Here is a 13507-nt window from a genome sequence, read left to right as displayed (position 1 = left end):
ATTCGTAAAACAGCGCCGCTTGTGCCTCCTGCTTTGGTCCCATCATCGCCAAATCCCCCAATCAATAAAGGAATTGAATCAGCGATTACCACTTCGATCAAGCAAGAGTTTTTCAACACAATCAGCTGCGACATACGTTTCGCCGCGCTGCAGCCATTTTCGCCGAAGCGGTCTTTGGCCCTGCCAAATAGGGCACCCGGACAAACCGTCCAAACGCCACATGATAGTCGGCGAATGGACGTCCCGTTCTTACCGGCGCAATCACTGATCCTCAACACGCACAACCACCTCCATCGAGAGCAGATCGGTACCTTCTCCCTGAAAGCTGCCGGTTACCGGAGCGACCTGTGATATGTTCCGCGCAACGGCCACCGGGATCAGGTTGGTCGACCCTACTGACCTGTTCGTTGGGTCGAACGGGATCCAACCGGCCCCGGGAACGAAGACTTCGACCCATGCATGCGTAGAACCCGAGCCAGCAGATCCGTGTTGATCATCACTGGGGTCGTAAAGATAGCCGGACACCAGACGAGCCCCGAATCCCAGCGTTCGGATAGCCTCGGCAAAGAGGACCGCAAAGTCGCGACACGAGCCACAGCCCCGGTCGAGGGTTTCGAGTGGTCCTTGCGTGCCTTCGCTCTCGCGGATCTCATATGCGATTTGAGCTGTGATGCCATTGCTGACGTCCTTCAGGAGCGACAGCGTATCAGTTGGCCTGCGCATCACGAATTGCTCGACCCAGTTTGACAAGCGCCCTGCGTCGTCTTGGTATTGTGGCGCAGAAAGCGCCCCGAGATCTGTCCAGTCTTCGGCGGAGTAAAGGAACGGGTAGGACGTCGCAGCGGCCGCGATCGGGAAGACTGGCCACTCAGGCGCGGTGAGGATGGCGGTCGTGTGGGACCGGATCGAAAGCGTATCCGTTGCGGCATCAAAATTGGCGATAACGATGGCGTTTCCGGCGACATCGTGGGACCAGTCGATGCGGGCGGTCGGCGTGATTTCAAGATCGAAAGCCGTCAATGTGAGGTCCCGCGTTTCACGAGGACGCAACATCAGCCTGTGCGGTCCAAGGACCACGGCGGTGCGATAGCGATACGTGGTCGTGTGTGCGATCGTGATCGTCGGCATGCGGCGGACCTAAGCGGACCGACCGCCTGAGCGAGACCGACCTTTGCTGACGCCTTCGGGCACTGCCGCGCGCCATGCTGTCGTACCTTTGCATCTTGCACAGATGCGCTGTCCGAACCCTTCGCTCCAAAACGAAGCATCACAACGCAAGCAGAAGCGCAGCTTCGGCACATCTCCAAGCGCGCGGCTGGGGTGATCCATCAGGGTGTCATCGGCTTTTACTTGCATCAGTTCCTGGTGTTCATTTGGTCCCTGAAATTGCGTTTCGGACATCATACAAAAACGGATGAAGTGCGCGGTCGGCACGGCATCCCTTCATTCTCGGCGTCATGAATGTCTGAAGCGTCCCGCGAAGCCCCCTGCGCTGTTGCGTTTTCGGTCTCAGCGTCCGCGTCATCCATGTCAGTCTGAGCCGTCCGCGATCCCGAGTAGAGATGGCGCAAATGCGCCTCCGACACCCCGTCTGCCTGCATGACCAGTTGCACCATCGGATCGGCCAGCATGTCTTCCAGAAAGACCTGTGAGAGGTCCTTTCCGGACAGTTTGTCTTTCGCGCGGGCATGGTCGAGATCGGCCAGCGACACGGACAGGCTTCGCGTCAATCCCGGATGGGACAGGCGTGCATGCAGATGGACCAAGACAGAGGCCTTCCAGGCTTGAGGATCCTTGTGATCGGGCGGTGAGGCGAGTTCTGTCTCTATATCATACTCACCGGCGGGAAGCGTTTCGTCGAAGCCGGGAAGTTTGAAAGGCCGGTCAAAAACCGCGACTGTCTTGGCTGTTTGGTCATCCATTGCGTTTGATCCTTTCAATTGAGTTGCTGTTCCACGGCATGGAGCAAAACCAACCCCTTGCGGTGCATGCTTCAGGTTTTATTCGGACCCGGAGAACCCGGTTTCGCAGCAGTGTCCGGCGCCTTGATTGCTGGTTCTTTCTTCAACGGTTCCGCAGGTTTGGATTTCAGTATGGCAGCAGCTCTGGTCGTCAGGTCTTTGAAAGACATGCGCTTCATCCTTTTGGGGTTTTCCGCTGGAATTTTCGGGCCTCGAACAGGCTCGGATTCTCGAATGCGGCTGATATGTATGTGTGTATTGACCGGCCACTTTACTATGGCGCGGTGTCGGTTATGTCCGCGGCATATGACCTTCGTAGGCCCCGCGGGCGATCATCTGGGCGTCATACCAGCGTCAGGTAGGGTTGGATTTCGCAGTGCTTGGAACGGCCGTTCATCTTTTGCTTGCCATGAACAACCTTGGCGACATTCGGGGCGCTCATCGCCCGCATAAGGGCGCTGTAGTTCATGCCTATCTTCATCTCGGACCCGACAGAGACAGCGGATTTGGTCGTGTCGACAACGGCGTGGTCGCTGGTCGCGCCGATGAACGTAATTTCTGTGGGAAACGTAAGGCCGTTTGTGTCGGTGTCTTGCTGCCCGACAGCAAGGATCGTTCGGGTTCGGAGGACATCATTCCGAACCAATCTGAGCCCCCCGAGCTCCGGAGCAATTGACGCAGGTAGTATTGCGCTTGGTTTATTTCTTGTTTCGATCACCTCGGCATATAACGCAAAGGCATCGGTATGAAGGCCAGAGATCGGATGCCCTGTTGCGGGGTCGGTGCCCAACAGGATCGCCTCACCCAGGCGGAGGTTGTTGATCCGCCCGGTTGAACCTTCACCGAGCGCCCATGGCAAATTGGCCGAGCCACCTCCTGACACGAGCGCGACAAACGGTCCGCAGGCGCCTTCGACATTATCGGCCAGTCGCGATAGCGCGGCCATGTCATCTGCCGTCGGTGCCACGTTGTCCATGCAGGCGAAATTCGCAGCGATGCCTTTGAGCGCAACACCGGGTGTTGCGATGACGCGAGCGGCGAAGTCGTTAAGGCTCTCGGGCAAGATGCCTTCGCGCATATCTCCCATTTCGACCATCAGGATGACATCGTGCGAGGTGCCCTGTTGCTTGGCTGCTGCCCCAAGCTTGAGGATTGTGTCCATATCTGTGTTGTAGCTTGCGTCACAATGCTGGATGACGTTTTCCATCTCGCTCACCAGTGGAGCGCGGATCATCGAAATTGGGCAATTGATCCCCGCGGTCCGCATCCGAACGACGTTCTTGATTCGGGCGTCGGCCAGACCGGCAACGCCGCCGTCCAGCATCGCCTCGGCCACGTCAGGTTGCCCGCAGACGGCCTTTGTCACGCCGGTGACCGAGATTCCATAGTCGCCAAGGCGACGGACGAGACATCGCGCGTTTGCCTGGATCTTGCCAAGATCGATTTCCACCCGCGGCGAGGTCATTCCGCGGCCACGAGAGGCGCAGGTCGCAACTGCGGAAAGGCGGTCAGGACCATGTCGCTCAGGTGTACTTCCGGCCGGGTCAGCGCGTCCGTCACCGGAATGCCGAGGTCGCGTGAAAGACTGTCAATCGCACGAATAACCTCGGTGCCCGTCATCGCTTCGTGATTGAGCGTGATACCAATCACCCGTGTGTCAGCAAAAGCTTCGATGAGGACAATCTCGCTTTTCGGCTCGGGCATCGGCATGGAAGGAAAATCGCATCGATGGGCACGCTTCGGCGCATGTTGAAGAACGACCGCCTGCGGCTGGCTGCCGCGCAAAATGAACGCCGACGTGCAAAAGGCCGGATGGCTGAGCGCGCCTTGTCCTTCGATCAGGATGACATCCGGGTCTTCACCCTCAGACGCCGCGACAATCACACGTTCAAGTTCCCCGCAGCAAAACTGCGGTGGTACGGCGTCCATGGCGATCCCGTATTTTGCGCCCTGCATAAGTCCCGTCTGGCCGGTGCCGACGAGGACGGTCTTGATACCACGCGCGTTCAGCTCCCTGGCCAGAATGGTCGCTGTCGTCCGCTTGCCAATTGCACAATCCGTTCCCAGTACGGCAATGCGAACTGCCTTCATCTCCGACACGCTTCCGTCAAACAAGCGCATGTCCTTGCTTGGTCGGGGCTTGCGAATATCTCGGATCGTCACGTTGGCCGCATCAGCGGCGTTTGAAATCTCGGGATCATCGCCAAGGAATTCGTGCAGACCGCTGACGATGTTCATGCCGTGTGCGATTGCATCCAGCACGATCTCTCGATCCGTAGCGGACATCTTGCCCGTTGAAGGGGCCATCCCGTAAATCAAAGTATCGGGTGTATGCACTTCACGCGTAACCGCAGCCACGAGATCTTCAACGATGGGGATTGCGTTACTAACATTGTCCAGCACCTGCCCGCTGTCTCGCCCTTCAAGTTCGCTGTCAATGACCGAAAGAATGCGGTAAGCTTGGCTGTGACGGACAAGCCCGTTTGCGGTCTTGCCGTCGATCTGCCCAAAGTTCCCCTCGCAATAGACAACCGCTGTGGGCACCCCTTTTGTGACAGCTTTGGTGGCAAGACACCGGCCGGACGCGGACATGTCAGGCGGAGCTTGCGGACCCATGCTTGACAGCCTTGTCATCGTGTTTTCTGCATTGTCCGATTCCATGATTATTCCTTTGCCAAGCGGGTTTTCCCGGTTTCGATCACATGAAGCGTTCGGGCGGGTGAGCCGCGTTTCGGTTCTAGTTGCGAGCGCTAGTCGTTCAGGACGCAACGTCCTTGCGAGCGCTGAAAGTTCCTGTGGCACTCCCACCGGTTTCCCGATCTGTCTAAATGCGCATTGTCAGGGAGGATGATCTCTGCGCAGCCGTCGTCGGACTCTGAAAAACCGCGATGACACTTCCAGCCCGGGCCATAGCTCGCATCGTCGAAATAGGCATTCTCCGGGACGACAACAGCCTCGCAGGTGTCATCACGTTCGAAGTAGCCCCGCTCACATGTCCAGGGCTGGCCATAGGACGACGCGTTCAGAAAGGCGTTCTCCGGGACCTGAATCGCGACACATGTGTCGCCTTCGACCTGGTAGCCACGGTTGCAGAGCCAAGCGGCGCCATAGGAGTCAGCTGACAGATACGCATTGTCCGGCACAACGACTTCGAGGCAAATGTCGTCGACCTTCATGTAGCCACGAAGGCAGTTCCATCTTTGGCCCGACGGGTCGAGAAATCCGCCATCGGGCACGACGACCTCTAGACAAGTCGCGCCATCGACCTCCTGAAATCCGTGCAGACACGCCCAGCCGTTGCCATAGGTCCGGTTGGTGCCATAGGCGTTCTCCGGAACGATGACGGCAAGGCAGGCATCGTCGTCACGCCGGTACCCACGATCACATTCCCATCCCTCGCCATAGCTTCTGGGCTGCGCATTCGCGGGCATCGGGGCCGATTGAGATTGGGCGAAAGACGGCGATCCGATCGTAACGAGCGCGACGAAGGAGAGCGCAAGGAATTCCGTGAAAGACACCGTGGCAAGCACGCCTACGGTGCCCTTGGACGAAACGGGCGAGAGTTTTAGGTCACTACGATGCATCAAGGTCGAGGCCTTCGATGCAAGCCTGTGCCAGTTCGCGGTTCGGGCCATCTGATCCAGGCATCGTCGCCCAGCCTGCTGCCATGACAGCGTCACGTCGCTTGAAGGACGATGCCTCGCGGATCGTAGCCAATTTTGCAACGCGTTGATTGTCGGTGCGGGACATATCGAGGCAGACGGGCACGAGCGCCGCGATCACCTCCTCCTGCGCCATATTGTTGGCCATTTCCTCGGCGCCGCCTCCGGTCGTCCAGCCGCCCCAGGAAAATCCAACGATGCCGACAAACGCCGCGCCAAGGAGCGCGCCGTAGATGCCGGGTTTTAGCCATTCAGGTGTGGTCATGTTGTGTCCTTTTGCGGGGAAAGCGCCGCTTCGCTGTGTTTGTTCGTTTCGGAGAGGGCCCGATCACATTCCATTGCATGTTCCAGATCCTCCTGTGTGGTCATTTTCATCGTCGTCTGACCCGCATTGCTCCCGCGCCCCTGGACCATCAAGTATGTCCCGGTGCGCCGGTAAGCCTCGAAGCTGAGGCCTTGTAGGAGCTCTTCCTCGACAAGGATTTCGTACGTTCCTGCCAGAAACTCACGCTGGCTCTCGCCAATCATGAAGTCGTTGGAAAACGTCACCATTGATCTGGTCGAACGCGTGAGCATCCCGGGTCTCCATTGAAAAGATGCTGGACTTTCCGCCGTCGCCGTCGTGGCGAACGTCGAAAAAAACGCCAAGGCAAGGCAATTGAGTGCACACTATCCGAACTCGCGCGGGATGAAGCTGATCGAGGTTAGCCCCCGCCCGGTTCTTTGCTGTCAGGGTAAGAGGTAAAGCCGTTTCGCGGCTTCAGACACCTGCGTGCGAGTTATCGAATGATCCTCACGCCGAAAGGAAACACATGTCCGCCTCAGATGTTCTCCACCCCGATGGCAGCGACTACGATGCCTTCCTTTACGCGCAAGTGGGTGAAGACAGAACCGGTGCCGCCGTGACGGTCTTGTCAGCTCTTGCACGCCTTGACCTCGAGCCGTGGACCGAGGCGCGTGAGCTTGCACATCTGGCTCGGGAGGACGCGCAAGTTCGGCTGACAACGCATTTTGAAGCGATTACCGATATTCCGGCGCTGGCTTTGGCAAGCGAGGGCAGAGCGGCGAAGCTGGTTTTACTGCTGCCAAAACGCGCGCCGCTCCGCGTCTCGAAGCCATGCGAAGCAGGTGCCAATAATTCTCCTAAAATATCAATCTCTTGGACAACGGTGGCCCTCGTTGGAGCTGTTGTTCTAGCGTTGGTCCTCAAACTGGTTCAGACGGGCTAACCTGCGTCAGTGCAAGGACACTGAGAAACTGGATAGGTGAACCAGTCCACCGAAAGTCATGGTGGTTATTTTGAGTAGCTCAGAGGCGCGGGGCACATGCAGTTCCTCAATAGAACTGTATGAATTCTGCGCCTCTTATTCTCGGACCGTCCAGGAAAGGACAATTCCATGAATGAAGAAAACCAAACCGCGGAAAACCAGACTGTGAAACATATGGCGTCCGTCAAGGCCGCCTATGACAAGGCCCCCGAAGGCTCCAAGAAAGCCACAGCTTTGAAGCATTACCAAGCCGCCGAAAAGGCCCATGAAGCCGAAAACGACGAAGAGGCCCACAAGGAACTCAAGGAAGCAAGCCGTGCTCTGATGTAATGTCGGTATGCCTGTGAAAAGACGACAGGGCCGCCCATGTTTCGGGCGGCTTTTTCACGGCAGAAGAGGCCGCGACCGTTCGAGACAGGCCGGATCGAAGTTTCGCGATATAGATGCTGCACCGCCGCAAGTCCGTTTCGAGCCCAAATTGTTCGATGCGGCAACCCGAAGGAACGTCCGATTCAAACAAAGCTACTGAAACTTGCGTCTTTTGAAGGCTCTCACCTCTGACGGAGACAAAGCGAACCACTCTCCATTGAGGCGCTTGTCTTTGAAACGATTGTGCCAGTACGTCTCGATCCCTGATGGATCATCTGTCTTGATTGAATGAACCAATTCGACTTTTTCTGGCAGCGCGACACTGATTTGTTTCACGCGCCGCTCCAACTCTTGACCTCGCCCAATCTTGTAATGAGCACCTGATTGGAGCAGATACACCCATCCATCGCTGGTAACGGGATTGGTATCTAAGCGAGTTGTCGCATCGGCAGGTTGAATTAGCCGCAAAACACCAGAGAATGCTTCATGCTCGCCAGCCCAAGTACGCGCCTGCTGCCTAATGTTGGCCATGGACCCAAAGCGCTTTTGCATAGTTGTGTAGGATGGGAATCCGTCAACCTGTTTCGCATACATACGCATCTCGGGCTTCGTGGGAGGCCTTTTAAAGTGCAGCGTCGCTTCGCAATACTTCCGAAGTAGAAACTCATCCTCGTGCCTTTGTTGAATATTATTTGGCTGCAGTCCGGCATCTACAAGCGCGTCACCCCAGCGCGCCCAAAAAATACCTTTCCACTCGCTCTCCTTTATTCCCGTCTCGCTCACGAACGTTCGATTGCCCGGCGCTTCGCCAAGTTCAAGTGCTAGGCGCTTAATCTCGGAGATGATTTTCTCTTTCATTCACTTAATGTCCTTCAAACTTTGAGATGCTGTCAACGAGTTCCGGACAAGGTTGATGCTGAAGACAAGCGGTCATTGGCACAGCCGAAGCGAATTGGTGCTTTTCCCGCGCAGTTGACCTTCGTACTATGTCACGGCAACAAAGGCCGCGACTGATCGAGGTAGGCCGGATCGAAATCCGCCAATGCAACCAGCCCCTCGTAGTCATCGAACGTGACAAGCCCGCCCTGAAACGTGACGAGCCCGCTTTCGCGGAGTTTACGAAGGACGCGGTTGACGTGAATGGCGCTCAACCCCAACGCATCCCCCAGATGATACTGTGTGAGCGGGCAGGGATAGCCGCGCTGACTTCCCATACCGACGAGCGACAGTCTCACGCCAAGCTCCAGCAGGAAATGCGCCATGCGTGCATCCGCATCGCGCCGCCCCAGCCCAACCAGATGCTCGACCACCATCGCCTCATCCCGCGACACGGCCCAGAGAATGGCCGTAGCCAGCCGGGGTGTCTCTGCAAAGGCTTGCAGAAGATCGCTCACCAAGACTTCCGCAGCTTCGATCTCGACGATTGGCTCAATCCCATGATCGGATGTGTGCAAAAGCACGCTGCGCAGCCCCAGAAAATCCCCCGGTATCTGGAAATCAACGATCTGCCGCGACCCGTCAGCCTGTATCTTGTAAGAAACGACCCAACCCGCCGCCAAGATGTAAGCAGCCTGTTCGGATTGACCCTGATGAACCAAGTCGCGACCTGCAGAGAAAGATTTCCTCCGCTGATGCAAGCGCTCAAGAACGGCCAGTTCAGTCTCCGACAGTGCAACGAACGCGGAAAGCTTTTGGGTGAGTGGACTGGCTTTGATGTTCATCATCGGTCCCTCCCGAACCGGGCACATGCTTCAGGAAGATTTCGGCGCTGAGACTGCTTTCGATCAGTACGGAGTACCAAACTCTTTGTGAGTCTAGGACGATCAAGACCCAACCCGGCCGTAGTAGAACGAACGAAAGTGGAAAGCCCGATGTCAAACCTAAAAGACCCCGCAGGCATGGCAGCCTTGTCGATTTGTGAGGCCCTCCTACTTGCCTTGCAAGATCGCAATCTGCTGCCGGAGCGCGAAATTGTGGGGATTCTTCGGGATGCGGCAACGACCCACGAGAATGCCCAAGGTCCAGAAACCGACCAAAAACTTCATATGGCAACCGCCAAACTGATCAATGAGATCATCGTTGGCGGCAACCTTTCGCAACGCCGACCCTATTACTCTGGATAAGAAAAGCCTAAATGCTCAGCCTCTCAACCTGATTTTGGGTCGGTCGGCTCGGTCTTTGCTTCAGGAGGTCGTTTGGTTGCAGTCTGCGGTTTCGTATCTTTTTCTTGCAAGGCCCTTTTGTCGGCGGCCTCTTTCTTCGCCAAGTCGTTAAACGACATTCTGGCTTTCCTTTTCTGGCTGCCAGGGTATCCGGCAGCTTGTGATCCATAGTGGATCAATGCTCTCTTGGCAAAGGAAATGCTGCCGATCAGCTAGCCGGCACCTTGTAACTCTGCCGAGAGGCCACCATATGCATTTAGCTACTGACCTCCATTCGACCCTCTGTTTTCCTTCACTGGCTCGCAGCGCTAGACACTGTCGTGAGAAGCCGGGCTGCCGCATGTTGTGGGCAGCGATAAAGTAAGGAAAATTCACATGGCCAATGGCACAGTGAAATGGTTCAACACCACCAAAGGATTTGGCTTTATTGCCCCCGAGACAGGTGGGAAAGATGTATTTCTGCACATCTCCGCACTCGAGAAGTCGGGCATGACCACCCTGAACGACGATCAGAAGGTGACCTTCGACGTCGAGGCCGGCCGTGATGGCCGCGAAAGCGCAACCAACATCGCGCTTGCCTGATCTTTGCAAGTGGGCGCTCATTTGGAGCGCCCCATCGCCCGACGGCCATTTGTTTCTTAGTTTTCTTCCACCCACTAACGCAGCAGTTCCATTGCCCGGATCGGTAACCACCGAACTGGCGCTGCGACCTGCCATCCTCAGGAGACCAGCCGATGTCAGACTACACAGCGCCGAACAGATCAGATGCGGGACGTGGCGTCTTCACGGCTATGTCGAAGAAATCGAAGGCCAAGTACACCGATAAAGAAGCCCCTATGTCGATCCGCATGGGCGAATATGGCCGATATCAGATCAAGTCCGCTTGTGTCGCGGGCGTATACACGGCTCGGGCATTCCCAAAGCCGCCGACGAAAGCCCGTGGTTTGATTGCCGAGGCAACCGGTAAGACCGAAGAAGCCGCGATCGCCGCTTTGCATTGCGTCATCGATGCGCGTGAAACCCGCAGGAGCGAGGACCGAAGGACAGATCCAAGCACCGGGACACAGGTACCAACATCCGACGAATACGTGGAGGCCCTCAACACTGTAAATCTGACAAAACCGCAAGGCGCCATGTTGATGGCGTTATCGCTGGCGGAAGCGGACGGGCTGACAGGGGAGAGGGTCGCGAATGCGGGCAGTTACAAATCCACTGCCTCGGCCAAAAAAGCGCTAACAAGCGCGGGTCGAATGATTGCTGGATATTTGTCTACAGAGACAGGTTCCAAGGTGCCTTCAACGAGTATGGATAGAGTTGCGCTAATTGGATTTTGCAGTGATTCCGGACACGAAGAGAAGCCGGGGAACTGGATTCTGCACCCCGAACTTTGCGCCGCCATCCGTATCGCTACTTGAGCTAAAAGGGTTGGCCGTCTGAGTGATTACCCACTTGGAGCTGGCAGCCAATTCACCCGACTTTATCTGTTCCGGGATGGTTATGGCGAGCGGACGTCAAATAGATTTTGGCGGCGCTGGTCATTTTACGTCAAACCTGACGCTTGCAGCGGGTTGGCCCGCAAAGGCGAGCGGGATCAACCGCTCGCCCAATGCCTAAAGGTCAATATTTTCGGCGATACTTAGTGCATCTTCGAGTTCAACTCCCAAGTAGCGCACCGTGCTGTCGACCTTTGTATGTCCTGGCAAGAGCTGAACCGCGCGCAGGTTACCTGTTTTCCGGTAGATCTCAGCAGCTTTGGTTCGGCGAAGCGAATGCGTTCCGTATCCGCTTGGTTCCAGACCAATTGACGACGCCCAATCGTGCACCAACCGGCCATATTGACGGGTTGAAATATGCGGTCGATCGTGGAAGCGGCAGGGAAACATGAACGAGCAAGCCCACATCTCGGGTGATTTGACCCAAGCCAGGACAGTTTCCCTTGTGTTTTCCGTCAGTTCAAACTGAACAGGTCGTTTGGTTTTGCTCTGGATGACTGAAACACGTTCTCGGACGCGGTCCACTTTGACCAGATCGACCACAGAAAGCCTGACCAGATCACACCCGCGTAGCTTGCTGTCGATGGCCACGTTAAATAGCGCCAGATCGCGAAGGTTGTTCGCCAGTTCCAGTCGCGCTCGGATGGCCCAAACCTGTTTTGGTAGCAGCGGTCGCTTCTGGCCGACGATCCGCCCCTTGTTCCAGGCTTTACGTTTCGGGGTGACAGCAGGAAGTTGGACTCGAGGCATGATTTGCCCTCCTTGCCGCCCTCCTAACCCAAGCATCAGCACCGCGCTGACGTTGGAATGCTACTCGCAAACCTGATTGTATCTGGCCTGCCACCCGCGGGTTTGTGCTCCAAACTTAGTAGCAGCCCGAATGAATGGCCTGTTTCACCGCCGCCTTCGCGCGCCAAAATCCAAGTGCCCGCAGCAATTTCCGTGCTGCGTGCGCGCGCAGCGAGGAATCATTACTTCCGCTGTGGGCTCAGAGCCGACATCTATACAAACTCTGCAATGTCCGCCTACTGCGCATCGCTGCCGTTTATTCCACATGCAGCATCCGGCAGAGTCGGGCTGATTGTGTTGAAAAACTCTTGCTTGATCGAAGTGGTAATCGCTGATTCAATTCCTTTATTGATTGGGGGATTTGGCGATGATGGGACCAAAGCAGGAGGCACAAGCGGCGCTGTTTTACGAATTCTCGCTGGAAGATCATGTCCCCCAAGATCACTTGCTTCGGTCTATTGATCGGTTCGTTGATCTGAGCAGTATCCGTGCGCATCTTTCAGACTTCTATAGCCACACTGGTCGCCCATCCATCGACCCTGAGTTACTGATCCGGATGTTGCTGGTTGGCTATTGTTTTGGCATCCGCTCTGAGCGACGGCTTTGCGAGGAAGTTCACTTGAACCTGGCGTATCGCTGGTTCTGTCGCCTAGATCTGACCGACCGTATCCCGGATCATTCTAGCTTCTCCAAAAACCGTCATGGTCGTTTCCGCGAGAGTGACCTGTTGCGCCATGTGTTCGAGACGACGGTTGCGCGCTGCATGGAAGAAGGCTTGGTTGGTGGCCAGGGCTTCGCAGTGGATGCCAGTTTGATCAGTGCCGATGTTCAGAAGCAGAACTCGAGCAATCCCGAGGACTGGGCCGCGCGTGAGATCGCCCCAGACGATGCGCCCCGTGCGGTGCGCGAGTACCTCGACACTCTGGACGACGAAGCCTTCGGAGCGGCGACCACAGCCAAGCCCAAGTTTACTGCGCATGCGGACCCCGCCAGCCAATGGACAGCGGCGCGCAAAGGCCCCGCGTTCTTTGCGTATTCTGACAATTATCTGATCGATACGGACCACGGCATCATCGTCGATGTGGATGCAAGCCGGTCGAACAAGACCGCTGAGGTCGGCGCAATGCGCAAGATGCTCGACCGCACCGAAGAGCGCTTTGGGGTGAAGCCTGATTGGATCGCTGCAGACACGGCCTACGGGTCGTCCGACACTCTGGTCTGGCTCGCTCTGAAGCGCCAAATCCTTCCCTTCATCCCGGTCTTCGACAAGGGTGAACGGACCGACGGAACCTTCTCTCGATCCGACTTCAAGTGGGACGATGAAAACGACCGCTACATTTGCCCGGGCGGCAAGGAGATGCGGCATACATGGCGGACCTATTCTGACCCAAAACGGAATGCGCCAGTTTGGAAATCCAGAAACTATCGGGCACTGAAATCAGACTGCGCAGGATGCGAGCTGAAGGCAAAGTGCTGCCCCAACGCCGAAACGCGTTCTGTTCATCGCGACAAATATGAGATCGTCAGAGACTTTGCCCGTCGATGCACCACCTCAGACTTCAATCCCAAGGCTCAGGCGCGACGAAAAAAGGTCGAAATGCTCTTTGCCCACCTCAAACGCATCCTTGGTCTCGGTCGGCTCCGATTACGGGGCCCATGCGGCGTTCAAGACGAATTTACGCTCGCAGCCATCGCCCAAAACCTTCGGAAACTGGCAAAGCTCAAGCCGATGGACCCAGCCTTTGAGTAAGAGCGCGGTCCTACTTCGGACATCCCAGTAAATTAACGCGATGACGCAAACCA

Annotated in this window: 17 protein-coding genes; 6 read left to right on the top strand and 11 right to left on the bottom strand. The window is 56.5% G+C overall.

The genetic code is table 11. The features are described from left to right. Nucleotides 1-261 precede the first annotated feature (261 nt). The 7 genes from KUW67_RS11445 to KUW67_RS11415 form a co-directional block, all read right to left on the bottom strand. Nucleotides 262-1128, bottom strand: a complete 867-nt coding sequence (locus tag KUW67_RS11445) for a transglutaminase family protein (RefSeq protein WP_224825439.1) — start codon at nt 1126-1128, stop codon at nt 262-264. A gap of 272 nt (nt 1129-1400) precedes the next feature. Beyond that, a complete protein-coding gene (locus tag KUW67_RS11440) occupies nt 1401-1922 on the bottom strand; it encodes a hypothetical protein (protein ID WP_224825438.1) in 522 nt (173 codons plus the stop codon). A gap of 382 nt (nt 1923-2304) precedes the next feature. Continuing rightward, nucleotides 2305-3411: an alanine/ornithine racemase family PLP-dependent enzyme gene (locus KUW67_RS11435; protein ID WP_224825437.1), complete on the bottom strand. Its 1107-nt coding sequence runs from the start codon at nt 3409-3411 to the stop codon at nt 2305-2307. A gap of 11 nt (nt 3412-3422) precedes the next feature. After that, nucleotides 3423-4763, bottom strand: coding sequence for a DUF1611 domain-containing protein (locus KUW67_RS11430; RefSeq protein ID WP_224825436.1), 1341 nt, complete (start codon nt 4761-4763; stop codon nt 3423-3425). After that, nucleotides 4712-5545: a hypothetical protein gene (locus tag KUW67_RS11425; RefSeq protein ID WP_224825435.1), complete on the bottom strand. Its 834-nt coding sequence runs from the start codon at nt 5543-5545 to the stop codon at nt 4712-4714. The genes KUW67_RS11430 and KUW67_RS11425 overlap by 52 nt, the downstream gene beginning before the upstream one ends. Then, nucleotides 5535-5888 carry a hypothetical protein gene (locus KUW67_RS11420; RefSeq protein WP_224825434.1) on the bottom strand — a complete coding sequence of 118 codons (354 nt, stop codon included), beginning with the start codon at nt 5886-5888 and terminating at the stop codon, nt 5535-5537. The genes KUW67_RS11425 and KUW67_RS11420 overlap by 11 nt, the downstream gene beginning before the upstream one ends. Then, the gene (locus tag KUW67_RS11415; RefSeq protein WP_224825433.1) at nt 5885-6199 is read right to left on the bottom strand and encodes a hypothetical protein; all 315 of its coding nucleotides are present in this window, start codon (nt 6197-6199) and stop codon (nt 5885-5887) included. Before KUW67_RS11415 ends, KUW67_RS11420 begins: the two co-directional genes overlap by 4 nt. 236 nt (nt 6200-6435) lie before the next feature. Here KUW67_RS11415 and KUW67_RS11410 point away from each other — a divergent pair, with 236 nt between their 5' ends. Both KUW67_RS11410 and KUW67_RS11405 read left to right on the top strand, forming a co-directional pair. Further along, nucleotides 6436-6852 (top strand): hypothetical protein, encoded by a 417-nt coding sequence (locus tag KUW67_RS11410; protein ID WP_224825432.1) that lies wholly within the window; start codon nt 6436-6438, stop codon nt 6850-6852. Between the two features lie 168 nt (nt 6853-7020). Continuing rightward, nucleotides 7021-7221: a hypothetical protein gene (locus tag KUW67_RS11405; protein ID WP_224825431.1), complete on the top strand. Its 201-nt coding sequence runs from the start codon at nt 7021-7023 to the stop codon at nt 7219-7221. Nucleotides 7222-7413: 192 nt separating this feature from the next. Here KUW67_RS11405 and KUW67_RS11400 read toward each other — a convergent pair whose 3' ends face one another. Together KUW67_RS11400 and KUW67_RS11395 are read right to left on the bottom strand one after the other, a co-directional pair. Continuing rightward, nucleotides 7414-8118 carry a GIY-YIG nuclease family protein gene (locus KUW67_RS11400; RefSeq protein WP_224825430.1) on the bottom strand — a complete coding sequence of 235 codons (705 nt, stop codon included), beginning with the start codon at nt 8116-8118 and terminating at the stop codon, nt 7414-7416. 131 nt (nt 8119-8249) lie between these two features. Further along, nucleotides 8250-8984 carry a Crp/Fnr family transcriptional regulator gene (locus KUW67_RS11395; RefSeq protein ID WP_224825429.1) on the bottom strand — a complete coding sequence of 245 codons (735 nt, stop codon included), beginning with the start codon at nt 8982-8984 and terminating at the stop codon, nt 8250-8252. Nucleotides 8985-9131: 147 nt separating this feature from the next. Between KUW67_RS11395 and KUW67_RS11390 the strand changes: the two genes are divergently transcribed. Then, a complete protein-coding gene (locus tag KUW67_RS11390; RefSeq protein ID WP_224825451.1) occupies nt 9132-9383 on the top strand; it encodes a hypothetical protein in 252 nt (83 codons plus the stop codon). Nucleotides 9384-9406: 23 nt separating this feature from the next. Here the strand turns inward: KUW67_RS11390 and KUW67_RS18370 are convergent, their stop codons facing one another. Next, on the bottom strand, nt 9407-9541 hold the full coding sequence (locus KUW67_RS18370; RefSeq protein WP_255596800.1) for a hypothetical protein: 135 nt from the start codon (nt 9539-9541) through the stop codon (nt 9407-9409). A 256-nt stretch (nt 9542-9797) separates the two neighbouring features. On the opposite strand from KUW67_RS18370, the gene KUW67_RS11385 reads away from it, so the two are divergent. Both KUW67_RS11385 and KUW67_RS11380 read left to right on the top strand, forming a co-directional pair. Further along, a complete protein-coding gene (locus tag KUW67_RS11385) occupies nt 9798-10004 on the top strand; it encodes a cold-shock protein (RefSeq protein ID WP_224825428.1) in 207 nt (68 codons plus the stop codon). Nucleotides 10005-10156: 152 nt separating this feature from the next. Further along, nucleotides 10157-10837, top strand: a complete 681-nt coding sequence (locus KUW67_RS11380) for a hypothetical protein (protein WP_224825427.1) — start codon at nt 10157-10159, stop codon at nt 10835-10837. 195 nt (nt 10838-11032) lie between these two features. Here the strand turns inward: KUW67_RS11380 and KUW67_RS11375 are convergent, their stop codons facing one another. Continuing rightward, nucleotides 11033-11665: a tyrosine-type recombinase/integrase gene (locus KUW67_RS11375; protein WP_224825426.1), complete on the bottom strand. Its 633-nt coding sequence runs from the start codon at nt 11663-11665 to the stop codon at nt 11033-11035. Between the two features lie 406 nt (nt 11666-12071). On the opposite strand from KUW67_RS11375, the gene KUW67_RS11370 reads away from it, so the two are divergent. Continuing rightward, the gene (locus tag KUW67_RS11370; protein WP_224825425.1) at nt 12072-13454 is read left to right on the top strand and encodes an IS1182 family transposase; all 1383 of its coding nucleotides are present in this window, start codon (nt 12072-12074) and stop codon (nt 13452-13454) included. Nucleotides 13455-13507: the final 53 nt, after the last annotated feature.

The organism is Cognatishimia sp. MH4019 (assembly GCF_020177595.1).
In the GTDB taxonomy this organism is placed as follows: domain Bacteria; phylum Pseudomonadota; class Alphaproteobacteria; order Rhodobacterales; family Rhodobacteraceae; genus JAHTBL01.
This window is presented reverse-complemented; position numbering and strand designations above follow the sequence as displayed.

Bases quoted from the DNA above. Each gene is read 5' to 3' on its own strand.
- KUW67_RS11445 (WP_224825439.1), bottom strand. From the start codon at position 1,128: ATGCCGACGATCACGATCGCACACACGACCACGTATCGCTATCGCACC.
- KUW67_RS11440 (WP_224825438.1), bottom strand. From the start codon at position 1,922: ATGGATGACCAAACAGCCAAGACAGTCGCGGTTTTTGACCGGCCTTTC.
- KUW67_RS11425 (WP_224825435.1), bottom strand. From the start codon at position 5,545: ATGCATCGTAGTGACCTAAAACTCTCGCCCGTTTCGTCCAAGGGCACC.
- KUW67_RS11420 (WP_224825434.1), bottom strand. From the start codon at position 5,888: ATGACCACACCTGAATGGCTAAAACCCGGCATCTACGGCGCGCTCCTT.
- KUW67_RS11415 (WP_224825433.1), bottom strand. From the start codon at position 6,199: ATGCTCACGCGTTCGACCAGATCAATGGTGACGTTTTCCAACGACTTC.
- KUW67_RS11410 (WP_224825432.1), top strand. From the start codon at position 6,436: ATGTCCGCCTCAGATGTTCTCCACCCCGATGGCAGCGACTACGATGCC.
- KUW67_RS11405 (WP_224825431.1), top strand. From the start codon at position 7,021: ATGAATGAAGAAAACCAAACCGCGGAAAACCAGACTGTGAAACATATG.
- KUW67_RS11400 (WP_224825430.1), bottom strand. From the start codon at position 8,118: ATGAAAGAGAAAATCATCTCCGAGATTAAGCGCCTAGCACTTGAACTT.
- KUW67_RS11395 (WP_224825429.1), bottom strand. From the start codon at position 8,984: ATGATGAACATCAAAGCCAGTCCACTCACCCAAAAGCTTTCCGCGTTC.
- KUW67_RS11390 (WP_224825451.1), top strand. From the start codon at position 9,132: ATGTCAAACCTAAAAGACCCCGCAGGCATGGCAGCCTTGTCGATTTGT.
- KUW67_RS18370 (WP_255596800.1), bottom strand. From the start codon at position 9,541: ATGTCGTTTAACGACTTGGCGAAGAAAGAGGCCGCCGACAAAAGGGCC.
- KUW67_RS11385 (WP_224825428.1), top strand. From the start codon at position 9,798: ATGGCCAATGGCACAGTGAAATGGTTCAACACCACCAAAGGATTTGGC.
- KUW67_RS11380 (WP_224825427.1), top strand. From the start codon at position 10,157: ATGTCAGACTACACAGCGCCGAACAGATCAGATGCGGGACGTGGCGTC.
- KUW67_RS11375 (WP_224825426.1), bottom strand. From the start codon at position 11,665: ATGCCTCGAGTCCAACTTCCTGCTGTCACCCCGAAACGTAAAGCCTGG.
- KUW67_RS11370 (WP_224825425.1), top strand. From the start codon at position 12,072: ATGATGGGACCAAAGCAGGAGGCACAAGCGGCGCTGTTTTACGAATTC.